The 21,583-nt window shown below is 60.9% G+C and carries 25 protein-coding genes and 1 tRNA gene; 13 read left to right on the forward strand and 13 right to left on the reverse strand.

Annotated elements, in window-relative coordinates:
- Positions 1–52 precede the first annotated feature (52 nt).
- The 3 genes from G5V57_RS03675 to G5V57_RS03685 all read left to right on the forward strand — a co-directional run bounded on the left by G5V57_RS03675 (position 53) and on the right by G5V57_RS03685 (position 5,503).
- Entirely contained in the window at positions 53–1,549 is a 1,497-nt protein-coding gene (locus tag G5V57_RS03675) for a sigma-54 dependent transcriptional regulator (RefSeq protein WP_165166245.1), read from the forward strand.
- Between the two features lie 333 nt (positions 1,550–1,882).
- Positions 1,883–3,778 (forward strand): murein L,D-transpeptidase, encoded by a 1,896-nt coding sequence (locus G5V57_RS03680; protein ID WP_165166246.1) that lies wholly within the window; start codon positions 1,883–1,885, stop codon positions 3,776–3,778.
- A 303-nt stretch (positions 3,779–4,081) separates the two neighbouring features.
- Positions 4,082–5,503 (forward strand): DUF882 domain-containing protein, encoded by a 1,422-nt coding sequence (locus G5V57_RS03685; protein WP_165166247.1) that lies wholly within the window; start codon positions 4,082–4,084, stop codon positions 5,501–5,503.
- A gap of 430 nt (positions 5,504–5,933) precedes the next feature.
- Here the strand turns inward: G5V57_RS03685 and G5V57_RS03690 are convergent, their stop codons facing one another.
- The 5 genes from G5V57_RS03690 to G5V57_RS03710 form a co-directional block, all read right to left on the reverse strand.
- Positions 5,934–6,125: a hypothetical protein gene (locus G5V57_RS03690; RefSeq protein ID WP_165166248.1), complete on the reverse strand. Its 192-nt coding sequence runs from the start codon at positions 6,123–6,125 to the stop codon at positions 5,934–5,936.
- Between the two features lie 47 nt (positions 6,126–6,172).
- A complete protein-coding gene (locus G5V57_RS03695; protein ID WP_165166249.1) occupies positions 6,173–6,310 on the reverse strand; it encodes a hypothetical protein in 138 nt (45 codons plus the stop codon).
- Between the two features lie 149 nt (positions 6,311–6,459).
- Positions 6,460–6,723, reverse strand: a complete 264-nt coding sequence (locus G5V57_RS03700) for a DUF2312 domain-containing protein (RefSeq protein ID WP_165166250.1) — start codon at positions 6,721–6,723, stop codon at positions 6,460–6,462.
- 21 nt (positions 6,724–6,744) lie between these two features.
- Positions 6,745–7,044 carry a DUF1244 domain-containing protein gene (locus tag G5V57_RS03705; RefSeq protein WP_165166251.1) on the reverse strand — a complete coding sequence of 100 codons (300 nt, stop codon included), beginning with the start codon at positions 7,042–7,044 and terminating at the stop codon, positions 6,745–6,747.
- 8 nt (positions 7,045–7,052) lie between these two features.
- Positions 7,053–7,745, reverse strand: coding sequence for an N-formylglutamate amidohydrolase (locus G5V57_RS03710; RefSeq protein ID WP_371744724.1), 693 nt, complete (start codon positions 7,743–7,745; stop codon positions 7,053–7,055).
- 270 nt (positions 7,746–8,015) lie between these two features.
- On the opposite strand from G5V57_RS03710, the gene G5V57_RS03715 reads away from it, so the two are divergent.
- Positions 8,016–8,405, forward strand: a complete 390-nt coding sequence (locus tag G5V57_RS03715; RefSeq protein ID WP_371744725.1) for a DUF1036 domain-containing protein — start codon at positions 8,016–8,018, stop codon at positions 8,403–8,405.
- A complete protein-coding gene (gene pyk / locus G5V57_RS03720; RefSeq protein ID WP_165166254.1) occupies positions 8,402–9,823 on the forward strand; it encodes a pyruvate kinase in 1,422 nt (473 codons plus the stop codon). Before G5V57_RS03715 ends, pyk begins: the two co-directional genes overlap by 4 nt.
- Before the next feature lie 164 nt (positions 9,824–9,987).
- On the opposite strand, the gene G5V57_RS03725 is transcribed toward pyk, so the two are convergent.
- Together G5V57_RS03725 and ykgO are read right to left on the reverse strand one after the other, a co-directional pair.
- Positions 9,988–10,599 carry a tetratricopeptide repeat protein gene (locus G5V57_RS03725; protein WP_165166255.1) on the reverse strand — a complete coding sequence of 204 codons (612 nt, stop codon included), beginning with the start codon at positions 10,597–10,599 and terminating at the stop codon, positions 9,988–9,990.
- A 91-nt stretch (positions 10,600–10,690) separates the two neighbouring features.
- The gene (ykgO, locus tag G5V57_RS03730; RefSeq protein WP_119272963.1) at positions 10,691–10,816 is read right to left on the reverse strand and encodes a type B 50S ribosomal protein L36; all 126 of its coding nucleotides are present in this window, start codon (positions 10,814–10,816) and stop codon (positions 10,691–10,693) included.
- Positions 10,817–10,966: 150 nt separating this feature from the next.
- Here ykgO and G5V57_RS03735 point away from each other — a divergent pair, with 150 nt between their 5' ends.
- Positions 10,967–11,176 (forward strand): hypothetical protein, encoded by a 210-nt coding sequence (locus G5V57_RS03735; protein WP_165166256.1) that lies wholly within the window; start codon positions 10,967–10,969, stop codon positions 11,174–11,176.
- Between the two features lie 71 nt (positions 11,177–11,247).
- Here G5V57_RS03735 and G5V57_RS03740 read toward each other — a convergent pair whose 3' ends face one another.
- On the reverse strand, positions 11,248–11,706 hold the full coding sequence (locus tag G5V57_RS03740; protein WP_165166257.1) for an Hsp20 family protein: 459 nt from the start codon (positions 11,704–11,706) through the stop codon (positions 11,248–11,250).
- Positions 11,707–11,999: 293 nt separating this feature from the next.
- Here G5V57_RS03740 and G5V57_RS03745 point away from each other — a divergent pair, with 293 nt between their 5' ends.
- The 5 genes from G5V57_RS03745 (at position 12,000) to G5V57_RS03765 (ending at position 15,486) form a co-directional block, all read left to right on the forward strand.
- On the forward strand, positions 12,000–12,359 hold the full coding sequence (locus G5V57_RS03745) for a hypothetical protein (protein WP_165166258.1): 360 nt from the start codon (positions 12,000–12,002) through the stop codon (positions 12,357–12,359).
- Between the two features lie 141 nt (positions 12,360–12,500).
- On the forward strand, positions 12,501–12,875 hold the full coding sequence (locus G5V57_RS03750; protein WP_165166259.1) for a hypothetical protein: 375 nt from the start codon (positions 12,501–12,503) through the stop codon (positions 12,873–12,875).
- A gap of 261 nt (positions 12,876–13,136) precedes the next feature.
- Positions 13,137–13,514 (forward strand): hypothetical protein, encoded by a 378-nt coding sequence (locus tag G5V57_RS03755; RefSeq protein WP_165166260.1) that lies wholly within the window; start codon positions 13,137–13,139, stop codon positions 13,512–13,514.
- A 59-nt stretch (positions 13,515–13,573) separates the two neighbouring features.
- A complete protein-coding gene (locus G5V57_RS03760) occupies positions 13,574–14,089 on the forward strand; it encodes a hypothetical protein (protein WP_165166261.1) in 516 nt (171 codons plus the stop codon).
- Between the two features lie 446 nt (positions 14,090–14,535).
- The gene (locus G5V57_RS03765) at positions 14,536–15,486 is read left to right on the forward strand and encodes an alpha/beta fold hydrolase (RefSeq protein ID WP_165166262.1); all 951 of its coding nucleotides are present in this window, start codon (positions 14,536–14,538) and stop codon (positions 15,484–15,486) included.
- On the opposite strand, the gene hisN is transcribed toward G5V57_RS03765, so the two are convergent.
- Both hisN and G5V57_RS03775 read right to left on the reverse strand, forming a co-directional pair.
- Entirely contained in the window at positions 15,473–16,267 is a 795-nt protein-coding gene (gene hisN, locus G5V57_RS03770; protein WP_165166263.1) for a histidinol-phosphatase, read from the reverse strand. The genes G5V57_RS03765 and hisN overlap by 14 nt on opposite strands.
- A 467-nt stretch (positions 16,268–16,734) precedes the next feature.
- Complete coding sequence (locus tag G5V57_RS03775) at positions 16,735–17,625, reverse strand: N-formylglutamate amidohydrolase (RefSeq protein ID WP_246737512.1); 891 nt, start codon at positions 17,623–17,625, stop codon at positions 16,735–16,737.
- 154 nt (positions 17,626–17,779) lie between these two features.
- Between G5V57_RS03775 and cpdR the strand changes: the two genes are divergently transcribed.
- On the forward strand, positions 17,780–18,142 hold the full coding sequence (cpdR, locus tag G5V57_RS03780; protein ID WP_246737513.1) for a cell cycle two-component system response regulator CpdR: 363 nt from the start codon (positions 17,780–17,782) through the stop codon (positions 18,140–18,142).
- 192 nt (positions 18,143–18,334) lie between these two features.
- Positions 18,335–18,409, forward strand: a tRNA-Val gene (locus G5V57_RS03785).
- Between the two features lie 526 nt (positions 18,410–18,935).
- Here G5V57_RS03785 and G5V57_RS03790 read toward each other — a convergent pair.
- From G5V57_RS03790 to G5V57_RS03800, 3 genes are all read right to left on the reverse strand, one after another.
- The gene (locus tag G5V57_RS03790) at positions 18,936–19,088 is read right to left on the reverse strand and encodes a DUF3309 domain-containing protein (protein ID WP_165166264.1); all 153 of its coding nucleotides are present in this window, start codon (positions 19,086–19,088) and stop codon (positions 18,936–18,938) included.
- 189 nt (positions 19,089–19,277) lie between these two features.
- Positions 19,278–20,405 (reverse strand): CaiB/BaiF CoA-transferase family protein, encoded by a 1,128-nt coding sequence (locus G5V57_RS03795; RefSeq protein ID WP_165166265.1) that lies wholly within the window; start codon positions 20,403–20,405, stop codon positions 19,278–19,280.
- 8 nt (positions 20,406–20,413) lie between these two features.
- Positions 20,414–21,571 carry an acyl-CoA dehydrogenase family protein gene (locus G5V57_RS03800; protein WP_165166266.1) on the reverse strand — a complete coding sequence of 386 codons (1,158 nt, stop codon included), beginning with the start codon at positions 21,569–21,571 and terminating at the stop codon, positions 20,414–20,416.
- Between the last annotated feature and the right edge of the window lie 12 nt (positions 21,572–21,583).

The following is a 21,583-nucleotide window of genomic DNA, read 5'->3' on the forward strand; positions in this document are numbered from 1 at the left end:
TCCGGCTTTTTGACCCGAGCGGCCATCGGATAATGAGTGGTGTCGGTCAGGCATGTCAGCACGCGTTCTTATTGTTGAAGACGATCCCGCCCAGAGGCGCATCCTCGAAGAGATGATGAAGCGCTTCGGGTTCGAAGCGGTGAGTGCCGAAAGCGGCGCCAAAGGCCTCGACATACTGAGCGGGCCGACAGGCGGCCAGCTCGAGCTTGTGATCCTCGACCTGATGATGCCGGGTATGGACGGGCTCGAATTCCTTGAGCGCATGGCGGGCGTGCGCGGCCATGTGCCGGTGATCGTGCAGACGGCGCAGGGCTCCATCGAGACCGTCATCAAGGCGATGCGCGCCGGGGCGGATGATTTCGTGGTCAAGCCGATCTCGCCCGAGCGCCTGCGTGTCTCGGTGCAGAACCTGTTGAAGGTGAACGCTCTCACCGAGGAGGTGAAACGCCTCAACAAGAAGGTCGGTGGCGCCTTGACCTTCGACGACCTCATTGCCTCATCGGCCGCGATGGCGGGCGTCATCAGGCTCGGGCGCCGCGGCGCCCAGTCCAATATCCCGATTCTCATCGAAGGCCAGTCGGGTGTCGGCAAGGAGATCATCGCCCGCGCCATCCATGGCGAGAGTGAGCGGCGCGGCCGCAATTTCGTCGCCGTCAATTGCGGCGCCATTCCGGAAAACCTGGTAGAAAGCATCCTGTTCGGCCATGAGAAGGGCTCCTTCACCGGCGCCACCGCCAAACATATCGGCAAGTTCCAGGAAGCCGACGGCGGCACGCTCTTCCTCGACGAAGTGGCGGAACTGCCGCTCGACATGCAGGTGAAGCTGCTGCGCGCCATCCAGGAAGGCGAGATCGATCCGGTGGGGGCGCGCAAGCCCATGAAGATCAATATCCGGCTGATCTCGGCCACCAACCGTAACATGATCGAGATGGTCAAGGCCGGCCAGTTCCGCGAAGATCTCTATTATCGCCTGAACGTCTTCCCGGTCATGGTGCCGCCGCTCAAGGACCGCAAGGACGACATCCCGGCCCTGGTAAATCATTTCATTACCCGCTTCGCCGCCGAGGAAGGCCGCAAGGTGCATGGCATCGATCCGCAAGCGCTGGCGATGCTGCAGCTCTACAGCTGGCCGGGCAATGTCCGCCAGCTTGAGAACACCGTGTTCCGTGCCATTGTCCTGTGCGAAGGCGACATCCTCGAAATCCAGGACTTCCCGCAGATTGCCTCGCTGGTCGAGGGCTATGAGGTGAAGATCCCGGAACTGCCCGCAACGCCGGCGGCCGCCGCGCCGGCCGCCGCCGGCCCCTCGCGCTCGACCGGCTCGGTCATCTCCGACGGCATGGCGATCGGTATCCCCGCGGTGACCGACGGCGGCCATATCCGCAAGCTCGAGGAGATCGAAGCCGACATGATTCGCCTGGCGCTCCATCGCTATCGCGGCCAAATGTCGGAAGTCGCGCGCAAACTCGGGATCGGCCGTTCCACCCTGTACCGCAAGATGCGCGATCTGGGCCTCGAGGACGGCGAGAACGGACGCTCGACTGGCTAGCGCCAGCCGGCAGGACCAGCATCAGAACGCCCGCTAACCATATGATTCAATTTGGATTATTATCCAAGTTCGTAACGTTCTAGAGTGATCGCGACCCGATCAACGCGTCGTTGCGGCAAAAACGTAACAGTTTTTCTTTTATGCAACCAAGTGGCCCCTCGACCGTTGAAATGCCATGAAGGCACGTTTAGCTAGGTCAACCGCCTCGGGCTGGGGCGAGCTAGGTGATAGACGTGATCGGATTGCCGAGATTTGCGGGTAAAGGGAAGGAAACCCGGTACCCGCTTTTCCGGATCGCGCGCTGAGGCGGCAACTTATGGGAGTGTTCCGACTATGCGGCTGACGCGGGGATTGGCGGGCGCCTCTGCGCTCGTTCTGGCTTTGAGCCTGTCAGCTCCCCAAGCCATGGCCGAGCGCGACATGGATACGCCCAGCCGGGTCGTCAAAAGCTCAGGATCCATCTTCGACTATTTCAAACGCAAGCGCGAAGCCCGCCGTGAAACACTGCGGCGCAATCGGGAGCCGGGCCCCCGTATCCAAAATGCGCCCCTGATCGATGTGGACAAGCCCGAGCCGCCGCTCGTCTACCAGCCGGAAAAGCTGGAAGCCTTGCAGGCGGAGTCGTTCAGCGAGCCCGAGCCGACCGAGCCCCTGGCCCAGGCCGTATACCGAGAATTGCAGAGCCGGGAAGCGGCCCCGCGCGTCACCCGCAACGAAAAGACGGCTATCATCGATCTCTACCGCGCCAACGGCTTCAAGCCTTTGTGGACGACGCCCGACGGGCTCGACCAGCGCGGCCAGGACGTGCTGCGTCTTCTGTCGAAGAGCGCCGACGAGGCGATGCAGCCCTCCGACTATCTGCCACCGGCCTTGGGAACCTTTACCGACAGCCCGACCTCCTTCAAGGGAGACTTGGTCCATCTCGCCAGGCTTGACCTGGGCATAACGGCCATGGCGCTGAAATATGCCCGCCATGCCTCGGGTGGCCGGATCATCCCGAACCAGCTGACCAAATACAACGATATCGAGACTGAGCCGGTGGCGCCGGGCACTGCCATCAAGGTCTTGGCCTGGAGCCCATTTCCAGTCGAATATCTCAACAGCCTGCAGCCGCGGCATCCGGCCTATGCCTTGTTCAAGGCCGAGCTCGCAAAAAAGCGCGCCGCGCTTCATGTGGCTGACAGCGAGACTATTCCGCCGGGCAGGCGGGTGAAGCCCGGCGACAAGGATTCGCGTATCATCCTCGTCCGCCATTATCTCGAGCGGCTCGGCTATCTCGAAGGCGAGGACACGGCGCAGAACAGCCTGCCTGCCACCACCGAAGACGCCGCCTATGGCCTTAAGCTGGTTCTTGACCCGGCGGTGTCGGATGCGCTGTCGGCCTTCCAGACCGAAGCCCAGATCAAAGTCACCGGCGCGCTTGACCAGGCGACCGTCAATGCCCTCAACGGGCGCAGCGAAGAAAGCATGGTCAGCAGGCTGGTCTACAACATGGAGCGCCTGCGCTGGCTGCCGAAAACGCTGGGCAGCAAATATGTCTTCGTGAACCAGGCCGCCTATCAACTGGAAGTCGTGGACAACGGCCGCGAGGTGTGGCGCACCAAGGTCATCATCGGCAAACCCGAGACCCAGACGGTCGCCTTCCACGATCGGATGGAAACGGTTGTCTTCAATCCCTCCTGGGGCGTGCCGCCATCGATCATCCGCAACGAAATGCTGCCGATCCTGAGGCGAGATCCTTCCTATCTGGACCGGCTGGGCTACCGCGTCATCACCAAGGGCGGCCAGATCGTTCGCTCGAGCTCGGTCAACTGGTCGGCCTACCGCAAGGGCGTGCCCTATTCCATCCAGCAGCCGCCGAGCGACGACAACGCGCTGGGCGAGGTGAAATTCCTGTTTCCCAATTCACACAGCATCTATTTCCACGACACGCCGGCGCGCTCGCTCTTCGAGCGCTCCGCCCGTGCCTTCAGTCATGGCTGTGTGCGCGTGGAGAACCCCCGTATCTTCGCAGAAACGCTTCTGGGCCTGAGCGACGAAGAAGTGGCCAAGCGCATCGATAGCGGCGTGAGCCAGAGCGCCAAGGTCAAGGAAGACATCAAGGTCCATCTTACCTATTTCACTGCCTGGCCGGATCAGAAGGGCAGGATCGTCTACTATGACGATGTCTATGGCCGCGATCAGCGCATGGAGACCGCCTTCTCGGCCACGGCTGTGGCAGCAAGGTGACCCCGAAACCTGCCGCAGAGGCAGCTTGCCTTTTTTGTTTAAGCGCCCGTTAATGATAGTGATTTAGGTTATTTTTCGACAGCTATACTGCCTAAGAGTAGCCGTATTCTTGTCGCAAGCATGGAACTGGTGTAATCCGTTTCTGGGACGGATGACCGTTGTTTTCGGGACAATAGCAAGGGGAACCGGGGTTCAGCCGGTCTAAAAGTGAGTATGGGTTTCCTGGCCGCTGAAAACGGACAACGTGGATCTTTGACCTCGCGCGTAAGAGGGATCGCTCTCTCTACCGCCTTGGTCGGTGCCTTGACCGCCGGCCTGTGGTTCGGATTCAGTAACAATGACGCCACCGCCGCTGGCGAGACCCGCACCCTTTCCCTCTATCAGACCCATACGAAGGAAAGCCTGACCGTCACCTACAAAGTGAATGGCCGCTACATTCCTTCCGCGATGGAAAAGCTCAATTACATTCTGCGTGACTGGCGGCGCAACGAGGTGATCCGCATCGATCCCAAGACCATCGACCTCGTCTGGGAACTCCATGCCGATCTGGGCTCGACCCGGCCCGTCCATATCGTTTCCGGCTACCGTTCGCCCAAGACCAATGCCTTCCTGAAGCGCATCGGCCGCAATGTGGCGAAGAAGAGCCAGCACATGATCGGCAAGGCAATCGATATCTATTTCCCCGACGTGCCGACACAGCGGCTCCGCAACAGCGCACTGGTCCGCCAGGTCGGCGGCGTCGGCTACTATCCGACCTCCGGTCAATATGGTTTTGTCCATGTCGATTCGGGCAAGGTCCGCATGTGGCCGCGCGTGTCGCCCAACCAGCTGGCCAAGATTTTCCGCGACTATCGCAAGACCATCGGGGCGCGGCGCAATGCACAGGACCAGGTCATGGTGGCGACGACCGAGTCGGCGCCCGATCATGGCGCCATGAAAGCGAAGCTCGCCACCATCGCCAACAGCTATAATGGCGACGAGGACGAGGATGTGGCGGCCGCGAGCGCTCCTGAGGCGACGCCGGCGGCTGAAGCCGATTCGCAGGCGCCTACCCCGCGCGCAAAGCCTGTCGTTCAGCGCCCTGTCGAGGTAGTTGAAGCCTATCCGGTCCCGCTACCGCGGCCGAAACCCATTGAAGTCCTCATGATGGCCGCCGCCAACATGCAGATCGAGCCGGCCTCGGCGCCAGCCCGCGGCGTCGAAACAAATTTCAAGTCGCACATTCCGTCCGACAGTCTCGGCCCGGTGGCCGGAGCGGAATCGATGGTGGAGGAGCCGGATGTCACCCAGACAGCCAATGTCTCCGCCAAGGGCAGTTTCGCCGACTCGCTGCGTGACGGCACGGCGGAAAACGTTCCGCTGATCCGCCCGCTGGCCGCATCCGCCGGCAATGACGATCTGTTCTGGTGGCCCAAGCAGCTGACCTTCAGCCCTGACCAGGCGATCCGCCGCGATGGGGCACCGCAGGAAGTGGTGCCGGATGACAGCGAGACCATCGCCGAGATGGCCGCCCCGCAGCTTTCGTCGTCCTCGACCCTGATGATGGCGCAGGCCAATGCCGCCTCGCCCCTGCCGTCGCTGCAGACCACGACCAGCGGCAAGGGCGACATGCTCGAAGTCAATCGCTCGGCCAAGGGCAGCATGCTGATGAACGAGCCGGTCGCGCTGCAGAAAAAGCGCCAGACGCTGGGCCAGTTCATCGAAGACATCACCGACAGCAACTGATCGGCCACCGCCAGATCACGATCGGTTCAGGTCAGTCCGGCCTGGCCTCTTGCACGCCGGCTGCCGCTTGCCTCACCTCGGCAGCGTATATCGGGAAATGCCGGAGAAGACGCGTACATGCTTTCGAGAGAGGCGTGAGCACGCATCGGCTGCTCTCCGGTCGCCTTCCTCTGGGCTGGGGCCAGAGAAAGATCCAGAAGTACAGTGAGATCGAGATAATCGTAGGGAGCGGGCCCGGTCAATCGATCACCGCATTGAATTCCGCGCATGTGTGGCGCAACTGAATGCCGGTCTCAGCTTTGGAATTTCGTTCTGCTCGCACAGTGGTTTCGCGACGGGCACATGACCTTCAGAACTTCTTCAGGGAGCTGAGCGTTCCCCGCCGGCCGTCTCAGATAATGGGCGCCGGCGCAATCGCGACCGCGGGCTATCAGCTCTGGTCGACGCACTCGATTGACCCCTCCGCCAGGAGCTGATCTTCGGCGCGCGACAGATAGCGCCCCTGATGGGCCATGATGGCGGCATCCGGATTGTCGATGGCGGCACGCCAAGCCGCGCCCGCGTGGTCGGCGGCGAATAGTTCCTTGGCCCGCGCCAGGATCAGTTGTGTCCGCTTGTCCATCCTCGCAACCGTCCCTGTGGGGCCTGGCGGCGGATCCGACGCAGGGATTACGCGATGCCCAGGATTTTGAGCGCCGGCAACACGATCAGCAGGCCAATGGTCAGGCCACCACCCACCATGCGCAGAAACGTCTCAATAATCTCGGTTTTCTCGATAGGAGGCGGGCTCGCCGGAATACGCGTCACTGTCATACCTCCCTTGCTGTGTGTCCAGCCGGGACTTCTTACGAGGAGCAGCTCATCGGCTCATCGCATCCCGTTCCAGAAGGCGGAACGCGCGACGGCCAACCAAGTTCCGGTCGCGCCGAAAAAAAGCGGGCAGGAAGCGGATCCTACTATGCCGCTTCTTCCGTCGGCAGCATGCCGAGCGCATTCAGATAGAGATCGAGGATCGCCTCTTCTTCCTCGCGCTCATGGCGGTCCTTCTTACGCAACGAAATGACCTTCCGCAGAATCTTCGTGTCGAAACCATTCGCCTTGGCTTCGGCATAGACCTCCTTGATATCGCCCGCGACCGCCTTCTTGTCCTCTTCGAGCCTTTCTATACGCTCGACGAGGCTCTTGAGCTGGCCTTGGGCAAAACTGGTCTTGGCGTCCATGAGGATGGTCCTGAGCTGAAGCTAGTGCTTATGGGTTGATTTGAAGGCCGCGTCCTGGGCCGGGCTCGCCTCGCGCTGATGCTTGGCCTTCCACTCCGCATAGGGCATGCCGTAGACGCGCTGGCGCGCATCGTCGCGCGAAACCTCGAGCCCCCGCGCCTTGGCCGCCTCCTCATACCAGTTGGACAGGCAGTTCCGGCAGAAACCCGCCAAGTTCATCAGATCGATATTCTGGACATCGCTGCGCCCGCGCAAATGCTCGACAAGCCGGCGGAACACCGCAGCTTCGAGCTCGGTCTCGGTATTGGGATCAGTCGTCATTTGCCACCTTACATATACCCTTCGAGGATGGGCGCCAGACGCGATATCCACTCATCCACACCTGATTGCTGGGCGATCAGATCCTGGCGGATTTCGATCAGGCCATGCCGCAAGCCTCTGCTTGTTCCATGGGTATATAGGGTGTCGCCCTCGAGGGCACCGGAATAGGGTTCGTTGTCCCCGACACAGAGATCACCCGCCGCCCGGAACGCCTTCAGCAGATATCCGGCGAAGCGCCGGTCCCGCTCCCACAGGACACCCACATGCCAGGGCCTGGGTACCCCCCTCCAATAAGGAGTGAAGCTGTGGAGGGAAACCAATACCGGGTCGATCCCCTGCCCCAGCGCCAGGTCTATTTCAGCCTTTATGGCGGCGTGATAGGGGCGATGGAACCGGGCGATGCGCCGCTCCCGCTCCGCCACGTCGATTTCGGCATTGCCGGGCACGACGGCACCATCCGAAAGCCGCATGACGAGAGTGGGGTCGTCCACGCCGCGATTGGGATCGATCAGGAGACGCGAATAGGTCGTCATCAAAGCGGGACAGCCAAGCGCATGGGCAAGCCCCCGCGTCACCGCCTCGACTCCGATATCATAGGCGATATGGCGCTCGAACTGCTCGCGCGGCAGACCGAGCGCTCCATACTCGGCTGGAACGCTATTGCGGGCATGATCGGCGAGAAGGATCAGCCCCCGCTTCAAATTCCCGTCAACTCTGACAAAACTCTCATTAAGGCTTGTTTCAAACATTGCAGGTTTTATACGGGGTCCCATTCGGCCAGTCATCATCTTGCCAAACTTGACGGGAGGACTGGTTGTGGCACAACTTGGCACGCTTTCAGGCCCGCCGCTGTTGACGCCTGTGCATTGACAGGGAATGTTATGACAGATTCGCTAGTATCACCGGGGTCCACGGGACGGATGGCACACTTTTTGGCAATATCGACAGCGGCGTTCTTGGCGCTGGCTTTCATGACGCAAGGCGCCAAGGCCGATCTCAAGCTTTGCAACAAGACCGAAAGCCGCGTCGGTGTGGCGCTCGGCTACAAGGACAAGGAAGGCTGGGCATCGGAAGGCTGGTGGAATATCGGCGCCAATGGCTGCGAGACGCTGCTGAAAGGCCCGCTGATCGCACGCTACTATTACATTTTCGCCGTCGACTACGATAAGGGCGGCTCCTGGGGCGGCAAGTCGATGATGTGCACCAGGGACAAGATCTTCACCATCCGCGGCATCGGCAACTGCACCGAACGCGGATACAATAAGACCGGCTTCTTTGAGGTCGATACCAAAGAGGAAGTCGATTGGACCATCTCACTCTCCGGCGAAAAGACGACCACCAGCGGCACGCAATCGCAGTGAGACGCAACCGTAGCGTCAAGGTAATCGCCACTCTAGGACCTGCCTCCTCCAGCCAGGAGATGATCGAGAAGCTGTTTCTCGCCGGCGCGGACGTATTCCGCATCAATATGAGCCACACCTCGCACAAGCTGCTCGAGGAGCTGCATGGCGCGATTCGCAGAGTGGAGCAGAAGCTCAACCGGCCGATCGGCATTCTGGCCGATCTTCAGGGACCGAAATTGCGGCTGGGTACGTTCAAGGGCGGCGAAGTCCGCATCACTGCCGACCAGACCTTCACCTTTGATGCCAACCCCGAGCCCGGCGACGAGACGCGCGTCTATCTGGGTCATCCGGAGATCTTCTCGGCCGTCAAGGCGGGCGACAATCTGCTCGTCAATGACGGGCGGCTGCGCGTCGAGATCACCGATGTGAAGCCCGACAAGCTCACCACGCGGGTGATCTTCGGCGGCTCGCTGTCGGACAAGAAGGGCATCAACCTACCCGACACGATCCTGCCGATACCGGCCCTGACGGAGAAGGACCGCGCCGATCTCGATTTCGCCGCTCATATCGGCGTTGACTGGATCGCGCTCTCCTTCGTGCAGCGCCCCGAGGACGTCGCCGAGGCCCGCAAGCTCATTGCCGGACGCGCCGGTGTGATGGCCAAGATCGAAAAGCCTTCCGCCCTCAATGTGCTGCAGGAAATTCTCGAGATTTCCGACGGCATCATGGTGGCGCGCGGCGACCTGGGCGTCGAGCTGCCGCTCGAAACCGTCCCGGCGCGCCAGAAGCAGATCACCCGCGCGGCGCGGCGCGCCGGCCGCCCGGTGGTGGTGGCGACGCAGATGCTCGAATCAATGATCGTCGAACCGGTGCCGACACGCGCCGAGGTTTCCGACGTCGCTACCGCCGTCTATGAAGGCGCCGACGCCATCATGCTGTCGGCCGAAAGCGCCACCGGCAAATGGCCGGACAAGGCGGTCGCCACCATGGATGCGATCGCCCGGTCGGTCGAGAACGACGCCTTTTACCGCGGCATAATCACGGCGCAGAGAAGTGACCCCGAGCCCACCAGCGCCGATGCCATCTCGGCGGCGGCGCGCCAGGTCGCCGAGACCCTCAATCTCGCGGCCATCGTCTGCTATACGGCGACGGGTTCCACCGGCATCCGCATGTCGCGCGAGCGTCCAGATGTGCCGATCATCGCATTATCGCCGATCACCGCCACGAGCCGTCGCCTGGCCCTGGTCTGGGGCCTGCATTGCGTTCTGACCGACGACGCGTACGACCTCGACGACATGGTCTCGCGCGCCTGCCATATCGCGCAGGCCGAAGGCTTCGCCGATCCGGGTGAGCGCATCATCGTCACCGCCGGCGTTCCGCTCGGCACGCCGGGCGCCACCAACATGCTGCGCGTCGCCTATCTCGACCGCGACTAGCGCGGGATGCGAATTCCCTGCAGACTGGACCGCGTTTGCAGGGAATTTGCAGCGGATTTGCAGGGTATTTCGCGAAGACCTAAGAAACAGGGATCGATCTTCCGCCTGCATCGCCACATGGCCAAGCTGCCACGCCCGCGCCCGCCGATGCAAGACGTACCTGTTCAGATCGGCCGTTCCTCGGCCTCGATTTCCTCGAGCGCGCGCTTGACGCTTTCCATATGCGGATTGTAGCTCAGGGCCTCGCTGAAGGCGGCGCGCGCCGCCGCAAGGTCGCCCTGCTGGCGCTTGATCATGCCGAGGCCCGATAGCGCGCCGAAATGCCGGGGCTCGAGCTCGAGCACCTTTTCTATGTCCTTGAGCGAATCGTTGTAGCGCCCGATCAGGAAGTAAACGGTCGCCCGCTTGTTCCAGGCTTCCGCATAGTCGGGATGCACCTCGATGACATTGTCGAGAATGGACAGCGCAAGACCTGTTTCATTCGAAGCGGAGGCCTTCATCGCCTGCGCCAGGAGCGCGTCCGCGGTCGGGCTGTCCGACGTCATCCACAGGTTCCAGATCGTCTGCTCGGTTCTTTGCGCCTCGGCACCGTCCTCGCTCTTGATCAGGCGGGCGAAGAGCTTGTCGAGCTGCTCGGCACGCATTTCCGAAGGCTTCAGCCGGGCGACCGCGGGCGTAGGCTCAGGGCTGTGATCGCGCGGCTCCGTCTGGGCCTCGGCAGTCGAAGCGATAGCGAAGAGGACGGATAGAGCGACAAGACAGCGCCGGATCAACATGGCGCCATTATACAGGAGCGCGTGCGGCAATAAAATGATCACCGCCGTGGGAGCCCCGCGGCGGTGATCACAAAACCGTCGACAGAATCGCTCAGCCCTGGCGGGCTTTGAAGCGCGGATTGGTCTTGTTGATGATGTAAATGCGGCCCTTGCGCCGCACGAGACGATTGTCACGGTGGCGTTTCAAGAGCGATTTCAATGAGTTACGGATCTTCATGACAATCACCAAATAAACCAAAATAAATTGCGCCCGGACCGAACGTCCAGGCACCTCTTTCGGAGGCGGGACCATAGTGATATGCAGATGGCCTGTCAATTCCGCCCTTCGGCTTTCCTACGCAAGGGACGTTGGATCTTTCACCCCGCGATGATCACGACCCAGTTTATTGTCACCGCTTTGGTCCTGGCGGGCGCGCTTGCCGTCATCGCCCGCATGGTCATCATCGAGAAGCGCCCTCGTAGCGATCTCAATCCGCGCCTCCTCCCGACGACACCGGTCATGATCATTTGTGCCTTTGTAGCCCTCCTCGCGCTGGTTCATCTCGTGAATATGGCAGGGGTCCACACGGGTCGCTGATCCCGAAACGAAAGGCGCCCGCCCCCCGGCAAGGGATGCGGGCGCCTCGATCAGACTTGAAAACAGGGTGATCAGGCCGCTTTCTTGTTCTCGATCACCTTCGGCTCGCTTCTGCCGTTGATGGCGATGGTGCGCGGCTTCATGGCCTCCGGAATTTCGCGCTTCAGCGCGATGTGGAGAAGACCGTTGTTGAGCTCGGCGCCTACAACCTGCACATAATCGGCGAGCTGGAAGCGGCGCTCAAAGGCGCGCTGGGCGATGCCCTGGTGCAGGAACTCGCTCTTCGATTCGCGTTTATCGACCTTCTTGCCGGTGACGCTGAGCATGTTCTGCTTCACTTCAATCGTGATGTCGTCCTGGCCGAAGCCGGCGACCGCCATGGTCACGCGATATTCGTCTTCGCTGACGCGCTCGATATTATAGGGCGGATAGGCCGGAACTTCGAAGCTTCCGACATTGTCGAGAAGCTGGCCCAGACGGTCAAAGCCGACGGTCGAACGATAAAGGGGGGAAAGATCAAACATATGCACATCCTCCTTGAGCAAGGTGCAGTTGGTTGAGCCCATCTGAATTGACTGGGCCGTTCGGTGCGAACCCGCCGCGGCGGCGTCCGCATAGACTCAAATAATTTCCGCGCGAGATATTTCAAGGGCTACCCCGCTGTTCATTTTTTTCAACGGTTTCAGCCGGTTACACAGAGCACACCGAGAAACGAGAGTGAATGGAGAATGAACGGCCGCTTCGAACTGCGTTCAGTTACAAAACCGTAATCTCCCACCCATCGATGGCGAGGCCATCACAGAAGAAGGTCAAGGAGACATATATGTTCGCGAAGCTTATCGTTGCCGCTGCCGCTGTGACCGCTGCCGCCATTGCGGCCGTGCCGGCCCAGGCGAAAACCAATATCGATGTGAATGTCGGCTTTGGTATCGGCGGCGGCTACGGTGACGGCTATTACGGCGGCGGCTATTACGGTGGCGGCTACTATCCTGCCTATGGTGGCGGCTATGACGGCGTCAGTTGCTGGAAGGCCAAGAAGATCGTGCAGAATCACGGCTTCTACAAAGTGAACGCCATCAATTGCGGCGGCAAGGTCATGCGCTTCAAGGCCAAGAAAATGGGCGATTGGTATCGCGTCAGGGTCAACCGCTGGGGTAACATCGTCGACGTCGATCCCATCTAGCGCGCAGATATGAGATAAAGGGAAGAGCGCCCTCAGGGGCGCTCTTTTCGTTTGGGGAATGAACCCCAAGTGAATATCTCTCCTGGATGAGGTTCAGGCGCATTCTGGGATGCTGTGGTCACCTGAACACAAGGAGCCATCATGGCCGCCAGACTGCGTCACGCTTTTGCCTTTTTCGCTCTCGCCTTTCCTCTCCTGGCGGCTTCGGCCAACGCGCAGTCCGATCCGCCCGGCGGCAAGCCGGGCTATACCTGGCCTTCGCACTATGATTTCTTCGTGCCTTATGGCGGTAAGGATGGCGGACCCGTTTATGCCAAGCCCGCTTATAAGGGCGTCAATCTGACCTTGAGCTGCCGCGAGGCTGTGGGACTCCTCAAACTGAAGGGTTACAGGGATATCGAGGAGTTGAGCTGCGCTGGATCGGTCTATCGATTCGGGGCAAAGCTGAATGGCGATCGGCTCGAGATCGAGCTCGACCCGCGCACCGGTGACGTCCTCAGGCGTCACCAGCTTTAGAGCGCCGGGCGCTGACATAGAATCGGTCCGGCGCTCTAACTCTTTGATTTGCGCATCGGATTATCCGAAAACCGCTTCGCACTTTTCGGTCCGATGCTGTGGAGCCAAGAAACACTTGGCGGCAGCCAAAGCCTCCTTCGCTGTACACAAGGTGTTACAATCGGAAGCGGAAAGGCACCATGTCCGCCGCATTTTCTTCACGATCCTCCCGCAACGTGTTCGTGTTGCGCGAAAGAGCGTGGCAAAGGAGTAATAGGGGTTATGCTCAAGAAATTAATCGCGGTCGGAGCCTTGACTGTTGGCGTGCTGGGTTTCGGCACCATTGGCCAGGCCTCGGCCGGCACGGATGTCAATATCGGTATCGGCCTCGGCGGCGGATACTATGATCCGGGACCGGTCTATTATGGCGGTGGTCGGCAGATATCTTGCCGTCAGGGCGCCCGTATCGTGGCTTCGGCAGGGTTCCGCCGCGTCCGTCCGTCCGACTGCAAAGGCTCCGAGTACAAGTATTATGCCTTTCGGCGCGGCGACATGTATAAGATCACCATGAAGTCGCGCAATGGCAAGATCAAGGATGTCGACCGGATCCGCAGGGGCGGCTGGGACGACTATGATGACGACGACTACGGCGACTATTGAGATCGAGACCGATAGGGGAGCGGAGCGGCTCCCCTTCCGACGTGCGAGGGTATGATATCATGCTAACCAGATTTGGACTTGTCGCAGCTGCCTTGGTGAGCGGTACGATTGCATTCGCGGGTGTCGCGGATGCCGGAGCGAAGCTGAAGTTCAGATACTACGCCTATGATCCGGCTTATGATTACTACTACGGCCCCGAATACATCCCGGAGCCGCGCTACTATCGCTATTTCCGGCGCGATCGCCCGGCCTACCTCTATGAGGATGACCGGGATGATTATGACGACTATGCCTATGATCCGGACTATTACGAGCCCGAATATATCCCGCCGCGCAAGCGCAAGACCTACGCCAAGCCGCAGATCCAAGAGAGGCCGTCAGCTGCCAAGAAGAAGCCGGCTGCGATCTCCTGCAGCAAGGCCGGGGAGATCGTCTCAGGCTATGGCTTCAAGAGCGTCAAGCAGGTGACCTGCAGCGGCAAGGTCTACGCCTTCAACGCCACGCGCGACGGCAAGCCCTTCTCCGTCAAGCTCAACTCATCGTCGGGCGAACTCACCGAAGTCAAAAAGCGCTAGTGTCCCGAATCCGAAGTTCGCCACAGCCAGCGGGACCTTCCGAGCGAACTTCGGATTCGGAAGGACACTAGAAAGCCTAATGATTCTAGTGTGCTTTTGAACGCGAAGTTCCTGTCGGGGCAAGCCGACTGATATCAGGAACTTCGCGTTCAGCACACTAGTGTCCCGAATCCGAAGTTCGTTACAGCCATCGGGACCTTCCGAGCGAACTTCGGATTCGGAAGGACACTAGAAAACCTTATGATTCTAGTGTGCTTTTGAACGCGAAGTTCCTGTCGGGGCAAGCCGCCTGATATCAGGAACTTCGCGTTCCGCACACTAGTTCCATCCAGCTCGATCGGGACGAGTTCACTCGATCAAGCTGGGTTGACCGGCCACGGCGGGAAACGGAGCGTTCACGGGCTGATTCTTGCCGGTTCGCCCCGCCTGCTGTATGCGCTAGGCCCGTGGATATCCAACCGCCCTTGATTCCGCTCACCCCCTTGCCCGGCAACGGCTTGCCGGACGGACTGGTCGCGACCACGGTGACGGCCAAGGATGGCCGCAAGCTGCGCGCAGCACTTGCCGTTCCAAATTCGCCGAAGGGCACGGTGGTGCTTGTTTGCGGCCGAGGCGATTTCATCGAACGATGGTTCGAGACGATCGCCGATTTTCTTCGCCGCGGCTTTGCCGTCGCCACCTTCGATTTCCGCGGGCAAGGCGGTTCGGAGCGCGCTTACGAAGATCGCTCCCGCGACGGCATCAAGAGCTTCTCCGAGTATGATGACGACTTCACCTCCTTCATGACGCAGGTCGTCCTGCCGGATTGCCCGCCCCCCTTCTACGCGATCGGACATTCGACCGGGGGCCTGATTCTTCTCCGGGCGCTGACCAAGCGCACGTGGTTCGAACGCGCGGTGCTGTCGGCGCCGCTGATGGGGGTCGATACGGGCTTGTGGCCGCTGTCACTGGTGCGCTTTATGTGCGCGCTCGCCCCCAAGGCCGGCTTGGGTCGCCTCTTCCTGCCCGGCCAGAGCAAACGGCCGATCGCGCCGCAGAACTTCCCCGGCAACAACCTGACCAGCGACCAGCGCCGCTATCACCAGGCGACGACCACACTGGCGAAGCAGCCGGACCTCGGGCTGGGCGCCCCGACATTCTCCTGGCTCAATGCGGCGCTCCACTCGCTGCGCCAGCTGAACAGGGTGGCCAAATCGACGGCTTTCCGCGCACCAATCCTTATCGTTGCGGCGGGCCGCGACCGTGTCGTCGACAATGAGGCGACGCGGCGCTTCTGCGCGACCGCCGCCGGCGTATCGCTCGCCGTCATTCCGGAGGCGCGCCATGAGATACTGTTCGAGCGCGACAGCATCCGCGAGCAGTTCTTCGCCGCCTTCGACGCCTTCACGCGGGCGTAATGACAGCCAGCGCTTCCTCGTGAAGCGCGCGCGAGCCGGCGGCGATCACATTGCCGCCTTGCGCCGCCTCGCCCCGATCCCATGTGGTGACGACGCCGCCCGCCCCCTCGATGATCGGGATAAGCGGAGCTATATCATAAGGCTGCAAATGCGCGTCGAGGGCGAGATCGACCTGACCTGCTGCCAGGACGCAGAAGAAATAGGCGTCGCCGCCATAGCGGGTGAGTTGAGTCGCCAGGCGCAACTTATTAAACACCGCTTTTTCCGCCTCGGAGCGGTAGAGCTCGGGGGCCGTGGTGGTGAATGTGGCCTCGGCCAGGGGACGGCCGGCGCGGGTGGCAAGCTTGCGCTCGGCGCCGCGATAGCGTGACCAGGCGCCGTCGGGATTTCCATAGAAGGTCTCGCCGACAAAAGGCTGGTTCATCACCCCGACCTTGGGCCTGCCCTCGAAGTTCAGCCCGATGAGTGTGGCCCAGGTCGGCATGCCGGAAATGAAGGCTCTGGTACCGTCCACCGGATCCAGCACCCAGGTCAGTCCAGACCGGCTGGGCTTCGTTCCATATTCCTCTCCGTGGATTCCGTGATCCGGAAAACGCTCCTCGATCATCGCCCGCATGACCCGCTCGCCGGCCCGGTCTCCTTCGGTGACGGGGTCCCAGACCACCCCCGCCTTGACGTCCACCGGGATGTCGTTGCGGAAATGGGGCATGATCTCTTTGGCGGAGGCCTCGGCGAGCTCGAGTGCAAATCGGGTGAGTTCAGTCCAGTCCGGGGTTGGCATGAGAGATTCCTGGCTTATTTCGGAGATATTTTTTTCTAGTCTAGCGCGAGGGAAAGGCAGAACGACGGATAGCGCTATTCCGATTCGATTCCCATAAGCGCAATAACTCGACCACTTTTATGGAGTTTCTATTCAAAATCCCCGAAACCTTGCTGCATCGCAGCAGAGTTATCCAGCTTTGAGACATGCGTCCTGCGCATATCTTGTATCCAAAGATGACTGGATATCGCGTCCTAATTCACGCATTATACAACAATAACAATGGATTAGGTGATGTTTTGGCGTGTTGCATTTTTTTGGAGCACCGGCAAAAAATTCACTTCGATTGACTCTTTGACTTGAATTTTTGCTGCTGCACTGCCAAATAGATCTCGCGAGTGGAGACGACGTCTTCCCTCGCATGCCCTTCCTGGGCGTTTCCTCCCTAGACTTGGGCCGGTTCACGAAAGTGATACCGGCCTTTTTTCTTACTCGGCCGCCTCGCGCCGCGGTTGCATGATATCGGGGAGGCTGGCGAGCAGACCGGCGAATATGCGATGCAGGGTGAGCTTGACGGCAGCATAGCCGCGGCTGCGCTCGAGCGTGCGCTCGTCGAGATAGAGCGCCCGATTGATCTCGATCTGCAGGGCATGCCGGTTATGGCTGGGGGAACCATAATTCTGGGTAATGAAGCCGCCGGAATAAGGCTTGTTGCGCAAGACCCTGAGGCCCTGACTGCGGATCAACTCCTCCAGCATGGACACGATCTCGTCGGCGCAAGCCACCCCATGGCGATCCCCTAGCACGATGTCGACCCGGCCCATGGGATGCGGCGTCACATGTGAGCAGGCCGTGGACGGCATGGAGTGACAATCGACCAGCAATGAATAGCCGAAGGCCTCGCGGGCCCGGTTGATGAGATCGGACAGCGCCCGGTGATAGGGACGGTACATCGTCTCTATGCGGGACAGCACCTCAGGCAGCTTAAGGGGGCCACGATAGATCTCGTCGCCCTCGCTCACGATGCGCGGGATGGTGCCGAGCCCGCCGGCAACCCGCATGGACGAGATATTGGCGAAGCCAGGCAGGTCTTCGCGAAACATGCGGGGGTCGAGCTCATAGGGCTCGCGGTTCACGTCGAGAAAGGCGCGCGGGAAATGCGCGTGGAGCAAGGGCGCGCCCAGGTCGGCGACGAAGGAGAAGAGCTCGTCGATATAGCAGTCTTCCGATTTGCGCAGCGCGTGCGGGTTAAGGCGCGACGCGGCCAGGAAATCAGCCGGATAGATGCGGCCGCTATGGGGCGAATTGAAGATGACGGGCCGTGTCCACTGGCGTGGGGCGAGAATGGCGAAGGGTTCCAACTCGGCAGGTCTGCCCAATTCGAGAAGCTCCTGGGTGGCTAAGTTGGGCGAGTATCGCGGTCAAAAGCGTCGTTGTCCACAGGATAGACGCGCTTTATAGGACATTTACCTGTCCCGCCTAGTGTGCTGGATTATAGGAGAAGCCGCACATCATGGCGAAACGATCAGGGATATGATGGCCAAGATTATTTTGGCTGAAGACGACGAGGATATGCGGCGATTTCTGGTGCGTGCGCTCGAACGGGCGGGGCATGCCGTCGTGTCATTCGGCGAGGGCGCCAGCGCCTTCGAGGAGATCAAGCAGAGCTCCTACGACCTGCTCCTGACCGATATCGTGATGCCCGAAATGGACGGCATCGAGCTCGCCCGCCGGGCAGCCGAACTCGATCCCAACCTCAAGATCATGTTCATCACCGGTTTCGCCGCCGTGGCGCTCCACCCCGATTCGCGGGCGCCGAAGGAAGCAAAGGTTTTGTCCAAGCCCTTCCACCTGCGCGAGCTCGTGGCCGAGGTCGACCGCATGATGGCGGCCTGATCGGGTACCGGGCGTCACCTCGTTAGCGGAAATGCAGGGTTTCGAACCGAATCCACTTGGGGTCCCTGCCCCAACGAAACAAATCCTGGACGAGTATCGTTTTCCGGCTCCAGCTGGCCGGCGGGGTGGTCATAAAGGCTTGCGCTGCGGCCGGCTTCCCGTTATACGCAGGCCCGCTTCAGACAATGGCGTGGGCGGTTAGCTCAGCGGTAGAGCACTACGTTGACATCGTAGGGGTCACATGTTCGATCCATGTACCGCCCACCATTTCTCGAAGAATCTTCATTCATTTTACGCACACCAAATTCCGGCGCCCCTTCGGCGGCAGCCTTGCGACCTATTTGAGAGTTAATCGGGAGGCCCGTCAGAGATAGCGATCTCTCCGTTCGCGCCTACTCTGGCGGGCTGATTCATTGCTCGACCAATCAAAATGTCGTGCGCATCTCGCGCAGAGCCTTATCCCTCTCCCCAGAGTTACCTGATTGTTGCAAAACAGCAATAGCTGTGTGAACTCGCCTTGATCCGGAAACACCGGCGCGGGAGGAACGAATATATGACGGACATACCCCTCCAAGGTTCGTTTCCGTGTGCGACCCTGGCAGAAAGATCAACGCCCGACCGATATTACCCCTTGGTCCAACTTGCCGACCGGGAAGAGCCGGGACAAGCTGAACTATTCCCAGCTTGGTTTTCGGCAGTTTGAGCCGCCGAAAGCAGACGGCTCGTTGCGGTGATCGCCCTCGCGCAACGAGCCGCTCCTGGACTCCACCAGTCATGGCTATGTCGAAGACGATCAGGCCCGTCCGGTCAGGACGAGAATGAGCAGGACGATGAAGATGAGCCCAACCGTTCCGCTCGGGTAATAGCCCCAGCTGCGGCTGTATCCCCAATTCGGTAGCGCACCGATAAGCAACAGAATCAAAATCACCAGCAGTATAGTGCTCATTCCCGACCTCGCATAATTACATGTTGCCGAACAACGTCTCCTGCGCGCCAAAGTTCCATTTGGCTACCGCCGGCGTCTGCGCCCGTGTCGTGGAAATGGATCTCGTCGGCGCCTATCCGCTGTGCAACCAATTGCACCACTATGCAGAATTGGCACCGTTCAGAGAGCGCTCCCGCTCACCGTCTGAATTCAGGCTTTCTGATCTTCAGGCGAAAATTCCCGCCGGATCGCCGCGCTGTGTTCGCCGAGAGCCGGCACCGAAACGGCAGTGAGATCGGGATGGAGCGGTGGTGCGGCGAGTTCGAACATGCCACCGGGTGCCCGGCAGGCGATCCGCCGCAACGCCGGATGGGTCGAGAGATCGGCGACCGTCGAGACACGGCCCCAGGCCAGGCCCGCCGCCGCAAGACGCTCGATCGCCTCGCTTGTCGTCAATGCGGCGAATACAGGCGCGATCTCCTGATCGAGCGCCACGCGATGGGTCAACCGCGCGGTGTTGCTGCCAAAGCGGGGATCATCGATGAGTTCGGGTCGCGCAAGGACACGCCGGCACAAGCGCGCCCATTCATCGGCGTTCTGGGCGACGATCACAACCTCCCCGTCCCGGCAGGCATAGGGCCGGTAGGGATAGATCGAGGCATGGGCGAGTCCGAAGCGTTCCGTCATGCGCCCGGCATAATCATGGTGGAGCAGCGGCACATTCATCCAGTCCGCCAGCCCGTCGAACATCGCCATTTCGATCGCGGCACCTTTGCCGTTGCGCTCCCGCGCATAGAGCGCCTCGACGATTGCGGCATGCGCATTCATGCCCGTGCAGATATCGGCCGCCGAGACGCCGACCTTGGCCGGGCGCTCGGGTGAACCGGTGACCGAGCAGAGTCCGGACTCCGCCTGGACCAGGAGGTCATAGGCGCGCAAACCGCCGCTGGCCGTATCCCTTCCGTAGCCGACAATATCGACAGCGATCAGGCGCGGGAAACGCGCGACCAGCTGCGCCGCGCCGAGACCCAGCCGCTCGGCGGCTCCGGGCGCCAGATTCTGGACGAATATATCGGCCTTGCCGAGCATGGTCTCGACGATATGCCGGTCCCCGGCGGATTTGAGGTCGAGCACCAGGCTCTCCTTGCCGCGATTGAGCCAGGCGAAATAGGCGCTCATGCCGTGAACGGCCGCATCGTAATGACGCGCCGTGTCGCCTTCCGGGCGTTCGATCTTGATGACACGAGCCCCCGCATCGGCGAGACGCGCGGTACAGAGCGGCGCCGCCACGGCCTGCTCGATGGCGACAACCAGGAGACCGGCGAGCGGGCGCGTCATGCCAAACCTCAATAGGACCGCGGAAGGGCGAGAACATGCTCGGCGAGATAGCTCAGGATCATGTTGGTCGAGATGGGAGCCACCTGATAGAGCCGCGTTTCGCGGAATTTCCGCTCAATGTCGAAATCCTCAGCGAAACCGAAGCCGCCATGCGTCTGCACACAGACATTGGCCGCCTCCCACGCCGCATCCGCCGCGAGCAGCTTCGCCATGTTCGCTTCCGCTCCGCAATCCCGGCCGGCCTCGAACAAGCGCGCCGCTTCCGCGACCATAAGCTCGGCCGCCCGCATGGACGCATAGGCCTTGGCTATGGGGAACTGCACGCCCTGATTCTGGCCGATCGGCCGGCCGAATACGGCGCGCTCTTTGGCATATCCGGCGGCCTTCACGAGGAACCATTTCGCATCGCCGATACATTCGGCGCCGATCAGGATCCGCTCGGCATTCATGCCCGAAAGGATGTAGCGGAAGCCTTTGCCCTCTTCGCCGATGAGGCTTGTGGCCGGTATCCGCAACTCATCGAAGAACACTTCGGTTGTTGCATGATTCATCATCGTGCGGATCGGCCTGATCGATAAGCCATGCCCCAGCGCCTCGGCCATATCGACGATGAAGACGGACAGGCCGTCGGTGCGCTTGGCGACTTCATCGCGCGATGTCGTCCGCGCCAGCAGCAGCATCAGGTCCGAATGCTCGGCGCGCGATGTCCAGACTTTCTGTCCGGAGACGACGAAGGCGTCTCCGTTGCGCCGGGCGAATGTCTTGATCGATGTCGTGTCGGAACCGCTGCCCGGTTCGGTGACGCCGAAGGCCTGCAGGCGCAACTCGCCCGATGCAATACGCGGCAGATAAGTCCGCTTCTGATCATCGCTGCCGTGGCGGAGCAGCGTCCCCATGATGTACATCTGCGCATGCGCCGCAGCGCCGTTGCAGCCATTGCGCTGAACCTCCTCGAGAATGGCGGCGGCCGCCGAGAGCGACAGACCGGAGCCGCCATGTTCCTCGGGGATGAGTGCCGCCAGCCAGCCGGCCTCCGTCAGGGCCGCGACGAAGTCCGTCGGGTAACGTCTCTCGCGATCGAGCTCCCGCCAGTAGGCGCCGGGAAATCGCTGGCACAATTTGCGGATTTCCTGGCGGATCTCGCCGTAGGTCTCATTTTCCTCCATGGGATTTTCTAT

The organism is Nordella sp. HKS 07 (genome assembly GCF_011046735.1).
In the GTDB taxonomy this organism is placed as follows: Bacteria; Pseudomonadota; Alphaproteobacteria; order Rhizobiales; family Aestuariivirgaceae; genus Taklimakanibacter.